This is a genomic window from Leuconostoc fallax KCTC 3537, assembly GCF_000165675.1.
Taxonomy (GTDB): Bacteria; Bacillota; Bacilli; order Lactobacillales; family Lactobacillaceae; genus Leuconostoc_B; species Leuconostoc_B fallax.
The window spans coordinates 1-14858 of the sequence record NZ_AEIZ01000009.1; the positions used below are offsets into that span (position 1 = coordinate 1).

Annotated in this window: 19 protein-coding genes, 1 tRNA gene and 1 pseudogene; 5 read left to right on the top strand and 16 right to left on the bottom strand. The window is 33.3% G+C overall.

Annotated elements, in window-relative coordinates:
* Nucleotides 1-45: 45 nt before the first annotated feature.
* Nucleotides 46-333 carry a hypothetical protein gene (locus LEUFL_RS0102005; protein ID WP_010007123.1) on the bottom strand — a complete coding sequence of 96 codons (288 nt, stop codon included), beginning with the start codon at nucleotides 331-333 and terminating at the stop codon, nucleotides 46-48.
* 194 nt (nucleotides 334-527) lie between these two features.
* Here LEUFL_RS0102005 and LEUFL_RS0102010 point away from each other — a divergent pair, with 194 nt between their 5' ends.
* The gene (locus tag LEUFL_RS0102010; RefSeq protein ID WP_010007124.1) at nucleotides 528-893 is read left to right on the top strand and encodes a hypothetical protein; all 366 of its coding nucleotides are present in this window, start codon (nucleotides 528-530) and stop codon (nucleotides 891-893) included.
* A gap of 28 nt (nucleotides 894-921) precedes the next feature.
* Nucleotides 922-1080: a hypothetical protein gene (locus tag LEUFL_RS12920; protein ID WP_010007125.1), complete on the top strand. Its 159-nt coding sequence runs from the start codon at nucleotides 922-924 to the stop codon at nucleotides 1078-1080.
* 31 nt (nucleotides 1081-1111) lie between these two features.
* Here LEUFL_RS12920 and LEUFL_RS0102020 read toward each other — a convergent pair whose 3' ends face one another.
* Nucleotides 1112-2791, bottom strand: coding sequence for an alpha-glucosidase (locus tag LEUFL_RS0102020; protein WP_133264676.1), 1680 nt, complete (start codon nucleotides 2789-2791; stop codon nucleotides 1112-1114).
* Between the two features lie 132 nt (nucleotides 2792-2923).
* Between LEUFL_RS0102020 and LEUFL_RS0102025 the strand changes: the two genes are divergently transcribed.
* Nucleotides 2924-3829 (top strand): magnesium transporter CorA family protein, encoded by a 906-nt coding sequence (locus LEUFL_RS0102025; RefSeq protein ID WP_010007127.1) that lies wholly within the window; start codon nucleotides 2924-2926, stop codon nucleotides 3827-3829.
* Between the two features lie 58 nt (nucleotides 3830-3887).
* On the opposite strand, the gene LEUFL_RS0102030 is transcribed toward LEUFL_RS0102025, so the two are convergent.
* Entirely contained in the window at nucleotides 3888-4319 is a 432-nt protein-coding gene (locus tag LEUFL_RS0102030) for a universal stress protein (protein ID WP_010007128.1), read from the bottom strand.
* Nucleotides 4320-5268: 949 nt separating this feature from the next.
* On the opposite strand from LEUFL_RS0102030, the gene LEUFL_RS0102040 reads away from it, so the two are divergent.
* Both LEUFL_RS0102040 and LEUFL_RS0102045 read left to right on the top strand, forming a co-directional pair.
* On the top strand, nucleotides 5269-5991 hold the full coding sequence (locus tag LEUFL_RS0102040; protein ID WP_010007131.1) for a potassium channel family protein: 723 nt from the start codon (nucleotides 5269-5271) through the stop codon (nucleotides 5989-5991).
* 326 nt (nucleotides 5992-6317) lie between these two features.
* Nucleotides 6318-7472: a DNA/RNA non-specific endonuclease gene (locus tag LEUFL_RS0102045; protein ID WP_010007133.1), complete on the top strand. Its 1155-nt coding sequence runs from the start codon at nucleotides 6318-6320 to the stop codon at nucleotides 7470-7472.
* A gap of 232 nt (nucleotides 7473-7704) precedes the next feature.
* On the opposite strand, the gene LEUFL_RS0102050 is transcribed toward LEUFL_RS0102045, so the two are convergent.
* From LEUFL_RS0102050 to LEUFL_RS11010, 13 genes and pseudogenes are all read right to left on the bottom strand, one after another.
* Nucleotides 7705-7962 carry a hypothetical protein gene (locus tag LEUFL_RS0102050; RefSeq protein WP_010007134.1) on the bottom strand — a complete coding sequence of 86 codons (258 nt, stop codon included), beginning with the start codon at nucleotides 7960-7962 and terminating at the stop codon, nucleotides 7705-7707.
* 54 nt (nucleotides 7963-8016) lie between these two features.
* The gene (locus LEUFL_RS0102055; RefSeq protein WP_141557405.1) at nucleotides 8017-8259 is read right to left on the bottom strand and encodes a hypothetical protein; all 243 of its coding nucleotides are present in this window, start codon (nucleotides 8257-8259) and stop codon (nucleotides 8017-8019) included.
* Between the two features lie 56 nt (nucleotides 8260-8315).
* Complete coding sequence (locus tag LEUFL_RS0102060; RefSeq protein ID WP_010007136.1) at nucleotides 8316-8768, bottom strand: hypothetical protein; 453 nt, start codon at nucleotides 8766-8768, stop codon at nucleotides 8316-8318.
* An 845-nt stretch (nucleotides 8769-9613) separates the two neighbouring features.
* Nucleotides 9614-10705 (bottom strand): hypothetical protein, encoded by a 1092-nt coding sequence (locus LEUFL_RS0102070; RefSeq protein WP_141557406.1) that lies wholly within the window; start codon nucleotides 10703-10705, stop codon nucleotides 9614-9616.
* Between the two features lie 5 nt (nucleotides 10706-10710).
* The gene (locus LEUFL_RS12840) at nucleotides 10711-10860 is read right to left on the bottom strand and encodes a hypothetical protein (protein WP_010007141.1); all 150 of its coding nucleotides are present in this window, start codon (nucleotides 10858-10860) and stop codon (nucleotides 10711-10713) included.
* Nucleotides 10835-11080, bottom strand: a complete 246-nt coding sequence (locus tag LEUFL_RS0102080) for a hypothetical protein (RefSeq protein WP_010007143.1) — start codon at nucleotides 11078-11080, stop codon at nucleotides 10835-10837. The genes LEUFL_RS12840 and LEUFL_RS0102080 overlap by 26 nt, the downstream gene beginning before the upstream one ends.
* A gap of 323 nt (nucleotides 11081-11403) precedes the next feature.
* Complete coding sequence (locus LEUFL_RS0102085) at nucleotides 11404-11991, bottom strand: hypothetical protein (protein ID WP_010007144.1); 588 nt, start codon at nucleotides 11989-11991, stop codon at nucleotides 11404-11406.
* A 348-nt stretch (nucleotides 11992-12339) separates the two neighbouring features.
* Nucleotides 12340-12501: a hypothetical protein gene (locus tag LEUFL_RS12845; protein ID WP_010007148.1), complete on the bottom strand. Its 162-nt coding sequence runs from the start codon at nucleotides 12499-12501 to the stop codon at nucleotides 12340-12342.
* A 163-nt stretch (nucleotides 12502-12664) separates the two neighbouring features.
* Nucleotides 12665-12925, bottom strand: coding sequence for a hypothetical protein (locus tag LEUFL_RS0102100; RefSeq protein ID WP_133264544.1), 261 nt, complete (start codon nucleotides 12923-12925; stop codon nucleotides 12665-12667).
* 8 nt (nucleotides 12926-12933) lie between these two features.
* Nucleotides 12934-13161, bottom strand: coding sequence for a hypothetical protein (locus LEUFL_RS0102105; protein ID WP_010007150.1), 228 nt, complete (start codon nucleotides 13159-13161; stop codon nucleotides 12934-12936).
* Nucleotides 13145-13318, bottom strand: a complete 174-nt coding sequence (locus LEUFL_RS12850; RefSeq protein WP_158004497.1) for a hypothetical protein — start codon at nucleotides 13316-13318, stop codon at nucleotides 13145-13147. Before LEUFL_RS12850 ends, LEUFL_RS0102105 begins: the two co-directional genes overlap by 17 nt.
* 401 nt (nucleotides 13319-13719) lie before the next feature.
* A tRNA-Ser gene (locus LEUFL_RS0102115) sits at nucleotides 13720-13808 on the bottom strand.
* A gap of 57 nt (nucleotides 13809-13865) precedes the next feature.
* Nucleotides 13866-14856 (bottom strand): annotated as a pseudogene (locus LEUFL_RS11010) (aldo/keto reductase).
* Between the last annotated feature and the right edge of the window lie 2 nt (nucleotides 14857-14858).

Below are 14858 nucleotides of genomic sequence, written 5' to 3' on the forward strand. Positions count from 1 at the left end.
AATATGCTTGCTTTTTGTTATTTATTTCTAATAATACAGCTATAATTAAAATTCTGTATTAATAAAGAAAGCCATAAATTGTTCGGCTGGAACCTTAACAAATGAATCATCATCTAGTGTCACGATATAAACATCATTAGAAGCAGCTTCCGTGTTTGTGATATCTAACTGACCGTTTGCTTGGATACCACCCATAAAACTGATATTAATAATTTTTGATGTAATACCATTAAATGCTTCAGGTAATACACCGCCAACTTCAAAAGTGTAATTAGACTGAAACTTCTCATTATTATTCACACTAATCAACTTTTTTATCACACTGCCACGCATTCCATACCTCTTTCAATTTTTATTTCTTTTATTATACAGCTAACCGTTATGTAATGCTAATTTTAGCGACTTTATCATTGCCATTATATTTATCATCAAGAATTAGTCGTCTATCCGACAAGATATAGCAATTAATGTTAAGATAAAGGTGAAACGTTGTTACCATTGCGTTAACTTAAAAGGAGTTGATTATTATGGATATTGCTACAACAAATAAAATATTATCGTTCGTACGCCCAGTCAATGTTATTGTTTCAGAGACAGAACCTGAAGGTCTTTCTCATCTTGCTTATGTTGATAAGTATCAGTTTACTGATGAAAATTTTGATACAAATAGCGAGTCTTTCCGAAATATTCCATTTAATTATACTGGCGAAGGCGTTGCTCCAGAGGAAGTCATTATATGTAAAGTAGATTCACCATTAGATACACTACTCAAGACATTGGCACTTGTTGATATCACAGATATTTATCAGCCCGCTCACCTTTCCGTTGACGGACTACGCGTTTATCGTAATCCAGATGCCTCATCATTGGGATTCAGTTTCAAAGATTTTTAAATAAAATTAATTTAGGAGTAATTGCTTTATGCAAAAGAAGGATCTCATTATCTCATGTATTGCTATTGTGCTTTTATTCGCATCCCTTGTTAGTTGGGTTTTGAAGAATACAGAATTAGCAATTATTACGAGTAATCTAGGATTAGCACTCCTAGCTATTTCCTACCTTTGGTTACATAAACAGTAAAAAAGGACTTAATCCGTTTAAGCCCTTTTTGTTATTGGTGCATCACAATCGCTTGATAAGGTGCTAATGATATTTGATACTCCACTGACGCTATATCATCACCATTATTCAATATTACTCGACCATCTGGCATTGGACATGTCTGTATTGTATCACTTAGGTTGACAATGATTGATATCGCATGGTTATTAAATGTATGTTGATAGCCAATAACATCATCAGGCAAGTTATGAATTACAGTGAATTTGCCATACATTAGTATATCTGAAAATTGTGGATTTTGCTTAATACGAGCCAGATGACGATAAAAATTCAATACCGATTGAGGGTCCGATTGTTCTGCTGCAACATTAATACCCGCTCTGTCATTACCCAAAGCTAACCAAGGTTTAACTTCTGAAAAGCCAGCATTTTTCGAATCATCCCATTGCATAGGTGTTCGCGCATTATCACGTGATTTTGCGTTAACCAGTCGCATGGCTTCAGCTTCACTATAGCCATTTTGTAAAGCCATATGATAATTATTCAATGATGAAACATCATTGAACTCGTTAACATGATCTCGATGGAAGTTTTTCATACCCAATTCTTGGCCTTGATAAATAAAAGGGACGCCGGGTAGAAAATAATACATCATCGCCAAGGCCTTAGCCGCCATTGGCGTTTGATTCTCCTTAGGTCTAATCAGTTTCGATAATACACGTGGCTGATCATGATTCTCTAACACATTGGCAGCCCAGCCATTAGCATTTTTTATAGCATGCTGACTACTAAATAACGCCTTTTTCAAATCATTGATCGTCCAATTTGTAGTACCACGATACCATTCATTCACATCCTTCATTTCAATATTTAAATAACTAAAATCAAAAATCATTGAAAAATAACCATTTGGGCCGATGAATTTCGGCAAGTCTTGATCTGGAACGCCGTATGCCTCACCAATGGTGACAGCATCATATTTATCAAAAGTATTTGCTTTTAATTCTTCCAAAAAGAATGCTAATCCAGGTCGATTTTGACTTTTTTCAATCACACTCACTCGACCATCTTCTCCATCGGCTGGTAAGCTTGCCCAATCTAGATCCTTCTTCAAATGAGTAATCGCATCAACACGATAACCAGCGATGCCTTTATCAAGCCACCAATTAATCATGTCATAAATTGCATGGCGTAATTCAGGATTTTCCCAATTCAAATCGGGTTGTTGTGCCGCAAAAGTGTGAAAATAATAAGTATTCGCTTCACCTGGCACTTTCGTCCAAGTAGAACCACCGAAAATAGCACGCCAATTATTCGGTACTTGCCCATCTGGTGTCGTCTTGAAAATATAATAATTACGATATGGACTATCTGGATTTGCAAGCGCTTCTTGGAACCAAGGGTGTTGATCAGATGTATGATTAACAACTAAGTCCATAATAATACGAATATTTCTCTTTTTAGCCTCTTGAACTAGTTCATCAAAATCTTGCATTGTCCCAAATTTAGGATCAATGGCTTGATAATTCGAAATGTCATATCCCATATCTACCATTGGTGATTGATAGATTGGCGAAATCCATAACATCGTCACCCCAAGAGATTGAATATAGTCCAGGCGTCGAATAATACCACGTAAATCACCGATACCATCGGCATTCGTATCCTGAAAGGATCTTGGATATATTTGATATGCTACTGCATTGTGCCACCACTTTGTCATCACAATCGTACACTCCATTTCATTAATTATTCTTTATACTGCCGATTTTACCACGTATCGCTCAATTAATGAATGCGCTTACATAGTTTGTTGAAAAATATGTCATATCGCTATACTATATTAGCAAAAGGGAAAATCATGATTAAACACTATCAAAGCGTACAATTTAATATAGCCTTGATTGAAGACTGTACCCCAGAAGATCGTCATATTTTACAAGAAAAGTTCGATATTAATCAATATGTTTTTGATTATATTGACGATGAGTATGAATTGTCTCGTGCTGAATTAATGGGTAATGAGGCACAAGCACTGTTCGTTATGCGCTTTCCTACAAATGATCCGTTCACAGCTCAGCCGCTTACTATTCTTTTAGATCATCATCAGTTATTTCTATTTGTTTTCCATCATATGGATACCCTGACACAATATATTAAAAATACAATCCGCGACTACAACGATAATAGTATTAATTTCATTCTAAAATTAATTTTTCATATTTCAGCTGAATATATTAAACTATGTACCTCCCTAAGCCAGAATATCAAACAAATTGAACAAACAACGAATCGTTTGACACAGCATTCTAATATTGAAAATTTCCAACGTATCATTCTCATTGATCGTCAAATTTTAGGTATTAAGACAGATATTCTGGATAACTTAAGATGTGTTACCGATATTAAAGAAGCCGAACCCGATGATATACGGACATTACCGTCAGTTGACCGTCAATTACTACATAGAACACATATCGAAACACAACAAGCCAGTCGAATGGTAAGAATACTAAATGAAAGAACAACGCAATTACGAGAGGTATATGATCATCTACTGGCTAATCGTTTAAATAATATTATGCGATTCTTGACAGTCTGGTCATTACTATTTTCTATTCCAAATATTATTAGTAGTTTTTATGGCATGAATATTCATTTACCCTTTGCTCATTTTCGTTATATTTGGGTTATATTGTTCTTGATTCCGGTGATCGTTATCTGGATTGGTTATACTTACTTAAAGCACAATTACACAACAAAATAATGATAATAAAAAAGCGTCTGGTCTCATCAAACCCGAGCGCTTTTTTATATGTGTTGTGTTACTCGACTAGCAAAACATTTGTCTGAGCATTTTCAGATACATAACGTGCTGTTGATCCTAGGAATATACGTGAAATTTTATTAGTACCCGTCTTACCCATTACGAGTAAATCTGGTTTTAATGATGCCACCATTTTCTCGGCAATCACAATACGCGGGTCTCCTTTTTCTAAATATACATCACACGGTACCTGAGCATCAGTGATAATTTGCTGCGCAAAATTCAAATTCTCTTGTACAGCTGTCGTCAGACTTTCAATGATGGGTCCATCAAAGCTAGCCGCCATACTATAAGGCGACATTTGACTATAATTAACTACAGATACCACTGAAATTTTGGCTTCAAACTTTTTGGCCAATACAATAGCATATTGAATGGCTCGTTTAGATGTTTCGCTTCCATCAGTAGTCAATAATATTGATGTAATCATAAGATATCCTTCCTTGCTATTAGTCACTATCCTCTTGATAATTCTAATTCTACTCTAATTATCTATTTGAATACACTGATATGTTCCGAAATAGTACCTTGATTTCATTTATTCGTTAACACATAAACTACTTATCGTCGTTTTTATGTGCGCCACGATTGAATAATAAAATAAATATCACTAATATTAAATAAATAGCAATCCCCAATAACCATTTCATCATCGTTTCCCCCTTGAAAATTTAATGAATCGACCACACTACTTGAATGTGTTAGCTTAACACTTTTTGCTGTTCAATTTTCAGTCAAATCCATTGGTTCAATCAACATAAATAGCACATTAAAAAGTATGCTGTGCACCAACACAAACATAAATCCCCTCACCTACATTTTGTCATTATAACATTGAATCAAGATTAATCATTATATCTAAATACGTTAAAATTATCTAAAGTATAAAATATTACGCCCATACTTTAAATCCTAGATGGCCGATCAAAGATGGGCACTAGGCCTGATCCAATATCCCCTCAAAAATTAGTTGCGGATTCTTAAGTCGATTTTTATACCTTGAGCAATTTATTTTAAAAGTTAATTGACAGATGTTACACTTACTTTATTCAAGTGATCAATCATTTGAATAACCGAGTTGAAGGTAATCACGCGCATAGCTGCACTCCTTAAATCCATCGTGGTTATTTTTCACCCGGTTTTTTATTGTAATTAATTTGTTCTGAAATTCAAATTATTAATACCTATTTAAAAACACCCACAATTTAGCCGGTGCTTTTTTAATTAACATAATTACTAAACTAATCACTATCTTAAGTTTTCCCTTTAATTTTATAATTAGAAATTATGGTTAGGCGTTCATTGTATAATTTAACCGGTTATTGTACATGCCACTGATTACTATCATCAAATTTTTTACAACGGGATAATTAAAAAATATGAAAAATAATATCAAAAGTATTTATTATGTGTTGGTCATCGTGCTGTCGTTATTTTCTATAACGTTAGCTGTGCTAGATATTTCAAAAATTATTAATATTAATGTGACGCCCTATATATATTTGGATCGTGGTATTTTGCTTTTTTTCTGTGTAGATTATGTTACTAGATTAATTCAATCAAATAATAAAAAACGATTTTTCAAAGAAAATATATTTGACCTATTAGCTATTATTCCCTTTGACTCTATCTTTTACATTTTCAGAACATTTAGAGTCCTTCGCCTTATCAAGTTATTACGCTTAATTCGAATAGTAGGTTTTGCGGGTAAGATTCAAAAAGATATCAAACGCTTTTTTGGAACTAACGGCTTTATTTATCTTGTTATTAGTACAATCATTTTAATCATGATTGGTGCTGAAATATACTCAGTTGCTGAGGGAGCCAACTATGTCAATTCATTATGGTGGGCAATAGCAACCACTACTACGGTTGGTTATGGTGATATATCTCCGCATACCGAAATAGGTAGGGTAATTGCTGTCATTCTCATGATTTTGGGTATTGGTTTAATTGGAAGTGTAACCAGTACTGTCACTGCATTTTTCCTTGATGAGAAAAATAATAAAGAAAAAGAAGATTTAAAACATGAATTGCATGATATCAAAACAGAATTAAAACTGTTACGGCAAGATATAAACAAAAATAAAAACTATTTTTAATGGAAATCATTTAAATGAACAACATTATGGACAAAATTTTCATATCTTTACCTTTTCATAAATTAGTTAAACGTTTTACAGTGCTATTCTGTAATTAACTTATCAACCGATTAAATTAGTAGTTCCCCAAAATGGATAAAAACATTCACATTAAACATTCTCAAAACAACATTATTAATGCTATCTTTCTCAGCATCTGTTGCATATTCGCCACGGGTTTCTGCAAACACAAAGCACGCAACTACAAAAAGAACAACAGCGCAACAAATTAGTATTAATAACGTGCATCATCCACGCTAAACTGTTTGAGAGATTAAATGAGAAAAATGAATAAACTATTTCGGAATGTAATAACCGTTGTTGCTACTTCTGTTATTGCAAGCAGTACATTTGCGTCTACCTTAACGGTATCAGCTAGTAGTTATCGTGCAAAAAATGTAAGTGGTGCTGTCCAACGACCATTACAGTATCAGGATAAAAAACAGCTTGTATTGGCTAATCAAGATAACAAAAAGCGAGCTGTTGATGCACATATTCAGCTCAGTTATTCTGAAAAGCCAACTACCAAGCGAAATGCCAAATTAGAGTTCAATCCAGTTGGGTGGCACAACTATCGTTTTAAATATCAAAAAAGTAATGGTTCTATCAGTAAATCTTGGCTATTCAATCGAGGCCATCTTGTTGGTTATCAATTCAGTGGATTAAACGATGAAGCTCGTAACTTGGTACCAGAAACAGCATACCTTAATACCGGTGCCCTCAAAAGCATGAATTCTGGCAATAAGAAAAGCATGCTCTACTATGAAAGCCATTTAGCCTCATGGTTAAAGTCCCATAGGACTTATCGTTTAGATTATCAAGTAACACCTTTGTACAACGCACAAGAATTATTACCTAGACAAATCCGTTTAGCTTATGTTGGTTATTCTAAAGGCGGAAAAGAAGTTGCTATTCATTTTAATTCTTCCCGTGAAGAAAAAGGTACCGATGGTGCAACTGTTGTTTACCTAAACAATGACAGTCCTAATGCAATCATTAACTATACTGATGGAACAGCTAAAAATACCCTCAATAAGAAAAAGACAATTGCAGCGGCAGAATCTGCATCAAGATCCAGTTCAGAATCCTCTAGCGCCTATAAAGAATATAGTGAAAGCTCTTCAAGATCCGCTGAATCAGAAAGTCAAAGCCGTGCATCTTCACAAGCTGTAAGTGAATCTAAAGCCATCGCTGATTCTCAATCTTCTGAAGCAAAGTCTCAGGCCCTTGCACAATCACAAGCTGCAGAAGAACAATCTAAAGCAGCAAGTCAATCATCCGTTGAATCGTCAGTCGTGACAACAGATAATAATATCAATTCAACAGATCATTATAAATGGGCAATACAAGACGGCTTTAATTGGGATAATAGAAAAGGACATTCCACGCGAATTGCTCCTGGACAACCTCTGCCGGCTGGTTACCATTGGCAAGTACAATGATAGTTCAAGCACTCACTTGAGTGCGTACATAATGAAACGACAGTAGTTAACTCGCTTTATCCCCTTGCTCTGTTTCATAATACGATACAAATTCAGAATACTTGTACATAAATACAAATAATTATATTTTTTATTTGGAAACGAAATACCGCTAGGTAGTCATCATATTATTAATCATTACCACGCTTTGAACTGGACTGACTTGTTTCAATACACATTGCCCTGCCCCGTTCTAATACCGTTGCTCCCCTTTAGCCTTCAGTGTATAACACGGATTACATATCACTGCTAGGTTATTAATATCTGCCTTGCCACTTGGCACAAACTTCATCGGGATCAATAGTCGGTATTTATCATATTGTAACTGTTTATGTCTCGGATGTCCTACTTGCATGTTTCTACCTTTTAATCTAATACAAAGCGCAGCCAAAGCCAAAAACACAACTAATCCAAACATAAATATCACACCACTCCAAATTGCATTAATCATTTTAATTACCCTCTCGCTTTCTTAATTTTATGCAAAATAAAAAGCGCTTATGCGCTATTCATAATATTTATATATTTTGTTGGATAAAATTTCTAGCATCTCTTTGTAATGAAAGAAACATGCTTTATACAGACCAGCTATATGCCTAAAAAGCATAACCTCATCACTTCTATCTTCAGCATCATTATAAATGTTATTTATCTGTTCAGATAACATATCAAAATCTGTTTCCAAACGTCGGAGATTTTTATAAATATTTGAATCTCTCAGTTGAGGCATCATTTGAATGTCTAGCATCAGTTCACCTATGACAACAAAAATTTCAACTTTACGGAGGCTTTCTTCTGATCTCTCTAACTGGAACTCCAAATCCTCACTATTCTTGATATCAACTTTTTTATTTTATCAAATTCATTATTTAAAAACGCTAAGTTAGTCCGCCCATAGTGAAATACTGGATCTAATTTTCTAATCTTATTGTTTATTTGAAATAAATCCTTGACGTGTCTTTCTTGTATGGAGCTGGTTTTATTTTGTGTATTATCATTATCTATCTGCATTTTTGCAACAATATATGCAATTAAGCCAGAAGGTATGATTCCAAGATAACTACCCCAAAATCCAATCCAGTTAGATGAATCAGGAAACCTAAAATTCCATGATTTCATTCTAGAAACAATGTTAAAAATTCCAAATAAAATTTGAATTACCATTGGAAATCCTATTATAAATATCAGTAATACAACTTTGTGATTATCCCAAAGTTGCTTGGCTTTTTCTTGTATACTATCTTCCCATCTTCTCACATCTGTAACCTCCAATAGCAATGATTATACTACTCATATTTTGACCATATCCTATATAAATAAAAAAGCCCGACATAATCGTCTGACCTTCTTTACCATCACATCTGAACCTTTAATATCTCGTTGGTTTCCTTGTCACACACCAGATGATAACCATTCCTTCATAATACGAAGTTGCCGAAATAAAGCTGGTAACTCATAACCGCTTTCGTAACAAATCAACATATCATCCAGATGACGAGCGTGCTTGATTTGTGCACGACCACTGCCAACATTTTCATCAGCGGCACCACGAGGAGTATTCTATAATGTCGTCAATATATTTTAAAAGCAAATAACCCCCCCACTGTAATGGGGTTTAAACTTACTTTATCTATACATTACACAACACCCAAAAGGTGCCACGGAGATATCACCCACCTCTATAAATATCTGTGTATCAATGTCCCTAGCAACAAAAATATATTTTTGAATTTCACTATGCCCCAAACGACCGTACATAGTTTAAATATTTATATTTGATTTATTATCATCTTCACGTATATAAAATAAATAAAGATTACAGCTATACCAATTAGGGAGTACAGATAAACTTTTTACTTCAATAGAAAAATATAACTGAGTAAGTCCGTTAAATTTTTGTATTTATTTTTATTATTTCCTACCCTTAAATATAGGACAACCACCATACTATATTTATACTAATTTATTTAATATGTTTTGATTTTTCTAACCACAAATTCACCATATCTTTTGGAAAATCAATTGGTATTGCTAAGTCTGACTCCTTATATATGTTAATCAACTTCTTATTATTATTTTCTTTTATTTCCGTGCTATACATTTTATTCCTCCGAAGACAACTCTTTTACGTTTATACCATAGCCTAATTCTTTTAAATACTTATTGAAATCATTTTCTAAATTAAACTTTTGAAATAATGGCCATGTTAAATATATATCAATTAATTCTCTTTTATTTTTATCAGTTTTCGCCGCCAAATTATGTTTTAAATGATTAAGAGCACTGTCAAAATCATCTAGTAATAATGCCTTGCACATCAAAAATATATCGTTTGTCGATGAGAAATCCATATTTTCTATATGCTTCTCAACATATTCTTGATCTCCTCGCCATTTATATGTTTGGCATAAATTTATTTTTATCATGAATTGGTCACTAGTGTTCAAATCTTTTTCCCGTTCAAGTATAAGTAAATAAATTTTTTCGGCTGAATCATATTCCTTAGCATTCAAAAGATCAAAAGCAAAACCCTGATATTTTTCATTTATATCAGTAATCTCTCCATGAAAACAAGTTTCATACACATACCAATATAATTTTAAACCAATTATGCGAAAATTAGAAATTTTATTAATCAAATAATTATTTGTGACTTCAATTTTTTCTCCTTTTACCAAACCTTCTTTATATTTAGCACTAACATTATTTAAATAATAAGTGTTTATCACTCCCCCATTATGAATTACTATATTCCTTCGTTGGAAAAATTCCACTACCTCTGCTTTTTCATCATCTAAATTAAATATTTTCTTATTTATAGCTCCTAAATTCTTAAACCAGTCATTGGCTGATTTTTTCATTAAATCATTAACAAATTCTTCTAGTATCATTTCTCTAGCTTCTTCTATGCCACCGATTTGGGATAGTACACTAAATTTAATAGGTCGATCACTAATATTTGAATCATTAGAAGATTCATTATAGTTTAAGTTGGCTAAATACATTTTTGATATTAAAAGCTCAAAAGAATTAGCAAGCGTAATAAGTGAAGAAGAGTATAACTGGTTCAAGTTCTCGTCAACTTTTTTTATATTATTAATATTATTAATAATTGAATTACGTACATCCCCTTTTTTAAAAATTACCAATATTTTCAAGTTGTCATCAATCCGTAATGAAAAATCTTGAAGCACATTCCTCAAATCTTTAAATACTCTTTCGAGTTTTTTTGTCTTTCTTCTTGCTTCTCCTTTTCAACATCTTCATTTTCAGTATCTTTTAAAACCCCTAAAATCTTTATCAATTGATCATAACTAATTTCCTCATTTTTTATGAGTAGCCAACTCATACACTTCACCATAGTTTCTAGCCTTACTTTCTAGTAAATGAGCAACAAGGTTCATGTTAGTAAAATTTCTAAAAGTAGCATTTTTAAAGAACAAACTTTTCCGTTTATCTTTTAATATTTTTTCAACAGATTTTAAATATTCCATTAGACTATCTAAACGCGAAATATAAGATTCGATAATTCCAAGAACTTCAGCATTTATTTTTAATTCATTTTTCAATGGTAATACTCCTATAAATATGTATTTTTTAACCAAGATAAAAACTAATTTATATATTAAATATACCACTGTAACCAAAACTAATAATATAATTTTATATAATAACAAAAAGCGCCTCGCAATTAAGCGAGCCGCTTTTTGTTTTATAATATTACTTATGAGATTGAAGAAAAATAATATACTTTAACTGTTAAAACCCAGCGACTGGCCTTTATTGTTATATTTCATATCAATCAAATTTATAAGTAATTTTTTGGAATCAATATTGTGTGTTAACTGTATTGTCGAAAAATCGGCATCTTTATTCACATAAGAGTTATCTTTTATTTTTCTATTTGGTCAATCAAAATGTTTCTCATAACCGGATTTTTTGGAAAAATATTATCCAGCATTTTCAGTATTTGTACGTCAGTGGCTATTTGTTCTCCAATTTTTTTATCAGGAATTTTAGCTCTTTGTTCAAGTAGTTTATAAAGGTCTACCATCATTTTATTAGAGAATACCGAAACTGCCGATATAAGATTATCCGTGACATTATCAACACCAATTAAATACTTTTTGATAACATCACGGCTCAATAACTCTTGTTTATCTTTATTTTTTGTGCGGTTCAATTTAGCAGAAAGACTTTTAAGCTCCTTGGCAGCTTCATTGCTTATTTCAAAATCTTTCTCTATTTGTGAAGTCTTATGTTGATTAATCTTGATTACTTCTTTATACAGGCTGTCATTAATTATTTGATACATCAGTTCAGACTTAGCTACTTTTTTGCTCGGCAACCACCCTGTAAAAGATTCCAACAATATCTTGTAAGTTAAATATTTATCTTGAACAAACACAAATATTACCGTAAACACCGTTCCTATTAGAATTAAAACAAGAGCGACTAACAACAAAGTAAAATTAATCATTATTCACACCCTTCTTTGTAGTGACAGCATTTCTTACACGTGCATCCGATATTAATTTTATAAATACTTTATCAAAAACGCCAATTATAAAAACAATTATATCGACGATAGCAACAAAATTAATATTAAATATTGAAAAGTGATAATATGAACTCACTAGCGCTAAAACCATTAAGACAAACGCTGACCAGAATAAAAGTCCATATATATTAATTACAATTAGTATACCTCTTTTAGATTTTCTAACATAATTTTTAACTGTTGGATAAATGCTATTCAGATAAGAAAATGAAGGAATCATTATTGGTACTAATAATACTGCTTGACCGTAATAAGACCATTTATCGCCTAAATTTGAAAATAATACAGCACATCCTGTGATAACAATAAACCATAATATTTGAAACTTAAATAAAAAACCACTTGAATTTTTAAGTTTGCAATCAAAGTAGTTCTATCATTATTTTCTAAAAACATGGAATCAAAGATTCCAACCTCTTTATTATTCATAATATTCTCCGTGAATAGATTTATTGTAACATAATAAATTTACTCGTATTCTATTTATTCTAGAAGATATACCCTAATTTATTCAGCTTTTCAATTCACTAACCTTATCTTGTGCATTGATTAGTGCTTGTTGTGCTTTCGCTAGATCATCATTATCCTCTTGCTATTTTTCTGTTACTTGTAGATAGATAGCGTCGATATTATCAATGAGCAAGTTATACCTAGACTGGATAAAAACTGGTTCACCAGCAACTTCAATCTCCATTGTGTCGCCGTAATGATGCAATACCTCATAGTGCCCATTCATGCGGAAGTATTCACGCTGTGGGCTACCAATCTGTGCATATTGATTAGACAACTTCTTACCGTGCTTATCAGTCATTGTAATTGCTGATAATGGAATGTAGTTGTTGTAATCTGTCACAGGAATACTCAATCCCTCGTTAATGGCGTCCCACTTACCATTCCAGTAATCGTAGTATGAAACTTCAAACGTACGGTTAAAGTGAACGGTCTTAGCTTTTGAACTGCTTGTGTTGACTTGGTTGGTGTCTTGGGCCCCACATAACGATAAACGTAGTTGTAAGGGTAACCGTCTAGACTAGCAAAGTAGTTATAATCTAAGTCTGTACCATCAGTACCATTACGTGAGTCGTACATTGAGTAAGTTGCTACCCCTATGTGGGTCAAACAACTGTACGACACGGTCTTGATCAATCGTTTTATTATGTTTCGTTGCTACACTCACGTCAGCAAATGGCAATGAAAAAGTGACTGCCACTATTACAACAATCACTAAGTGCTTTAATTTATTCAATTTTAAAATCTTCCATTTATCATGTTTCTCCGTTTCTAATCTAATGAGCCATATCTCATAGCAATCCGTGATACTATTTAATATTTTGACACCCGTATTTAATTTCACATAATCTCTAAACTAATACCACCATGTTGTTCGTTGAAACCAGACTCCAATACCATAATTATGCTACTAGAATAGCTCAAACATAAGTATTCTTGTAATCCACTAACCTTGTTACGATCAGTTGTTCTCTGAATTAATGATACGCAAATAAAAAGAGACACACATTTTTGTCTAACTCTTTTCGACATTACTAACGCCCTCAATATATTTTAAAAGCAAACAAAAACCCCGCTGTAACGGGGTTTTAGCTTACATTATCTATACGTTATACAACGCTAGAAAACATACAAAAAAGGTACTACGGGGATTCGAACCCCGGCGCCCGCTCTACACGGGTTCGGCGGATTTCGAGTCCGCTGCATTACCACTCTGCCATAGTACCATCATGTTGCAACAGCAACACTCAATATTATACGTAAAATACTGAACAAATTCAATATTATGCGTTCAAAATACGTTGAATTTCATTTAACTCATCTTCACTAAATGATAAATTATCAGCAAATTTCAAATTATCTACTAGGTGCTCAACTTTACTTGCACCAATCACAACACTCGCTACACGACGATCTTTCAATAACCAAGCTAAAGCCATCTGTGATAACTTTTGTCCACGATTACGCGCAATGTCATTCAAGCCATTTAACTTAGTAACCAAAGCGTCTTTACCATTTTTGAAAAGCACTTCGTTCGTTCGGTGAATTGGATAATCATCTGGAATATTTTTAAGTAACGATCCGTCAGCAGCCCTTCCGCCAAGGGACCGTACGCTACTAGTCCTGCATGATGATTGTCTAATACTTCAAACAGGTTCTCTTGCTCAGCCGTGCGATTCAACATATTATATGACACTTGATTACCAATAAATGGTGTACCCAATGACTTGAATATCTCTGCAATTGCCGCTGTTTGTTCCGCATTATAGTTCGAAACACCCACATACAATGCTTTACCTTGCTTGACAATCAAATCCAAAGCACGCGCAGTTTCTTCAAGACGTGTATTAGGATCCCAACGATGCGCATAGAAAATGTCAACATAGTCTAGACCCATACGTTTCAAGCTCAAGTCCAACGCAGCAACTAATGTCTTCTTACCTGAAAATTCACCAAGTGGACCAGGCCACATATGGTACCCGGCTTTTGTTGTAATCACTAATTCATCTCGGTAAGGTTTCAAATCTTGACGATAAACTGCACCAAAAGTTTCTTCCGCTGTACCATTACTAGGCCCATAATTCGATGCATTATCAAAAGAAAAATACCGTTATCAAAAGCAGATAGTATCACTTTACGCGAATTTTCTAGTGGCATTTGATCACCCAAGTTACGCCACAATCCAAAACTAACGGCAGGTAAAATTAATCCAGAATCACTAACACGACGATAAGGAATTTTTTCATAACGTTGTTCATCTGCTGCATATACCATAA

Bases quoted from the DNA above. Each gene is read 5' to 3' on its own strand.
- LEUFL_RS0102005 (WP_010007123.1), bottom strand. From the start codon at position 333: ATGCGTGGCAGTGTGATAAAAAAGTTGATTAGTGTGAATAATAATGAG.
- LEUFL_RS0102010 (WP_010007124.1), top strand. From the start codon at position 528: ATGGATATTGCTACAACAAATAAAATATTATCGTTCGTACGCCCAGTC.
- LEUFL_RS12920 (WP_010007125.1), top strand. From the start codon at position 922: ATGCAAAAGAAGGATCTCATTATCTCATGTATTGCTATTGTGCTTTTA.
- LEUFL_RS0102025 (WP_010007127.1), top strand. From the start codon at position 2,924: ATGATTAAACACTATCAAAGCGTACAATTTAATATAGCCTTGATTGAA.
- LEUFL_RS0102030 (WP_010007128.1), bottom strand. From the start codon at position 4,319: ATGATTACATCAATATTATTGACTACTGATGGAAGCGAAACATCTAAA.
- LEUFL_RS0102040 (WP_010007131.1), top strand. From the start codon at position 5,269: ATGAAAAATAATATCAAAAGTATTTATTATGTGTTGGTCATCGTGCTG.
- LEUFL_RS0102045 (WP_010007133.1), top strand. From the start codon at position 6,318: ATGAATAAACTATTTCGGAATGTAATAACCGTTGTTGCTACTTCTGTT.
- LEUFL_RS0102050 (WP_010007134.1), bottom strand. From the start codon at position 7,962: ATGATTAATGCAATTTGGAGTGGTGTGATATTTATGTTTGGATTAGTT.
- LEUFL_RS0102055 (WP_141557405.1), bottom strand. From the start codon at position 8,259: ATGCTAGACATTCAAATGATGCCTCAACTGAGAGATTCAAATATTTAT.
- LEUFL_RS12840 (WP_010007141.1), bottom strand. From the start codon at position 10,860: ATGAGTTGGCTACTCATAAAAAATGAGGAAATTAGTTATGATCAATTG.
- LEUFL_RS0102085 (WP_010007144.1), bottom strand. From the start codon at position 11,991: ATGATTAATTTTACTTTGTTGTTAGTCGCTCTTGTTTTAATTCTAATA.
- LEUFL_RS12845 (WP_010007148.1), bottom strand. From the start codon at position 12,501: ATGAATAATAAAGAGGTTGGAATCTTTGATTCCATGTTTTTAGAAAAT.
- LEUFL_RS0102105 (WP_010007150.1), bottom strand. From the start codon at position 13,161: ATGTACGACTCACGTAATGGTACTGATGGTACAGACTTAGATTATAAC.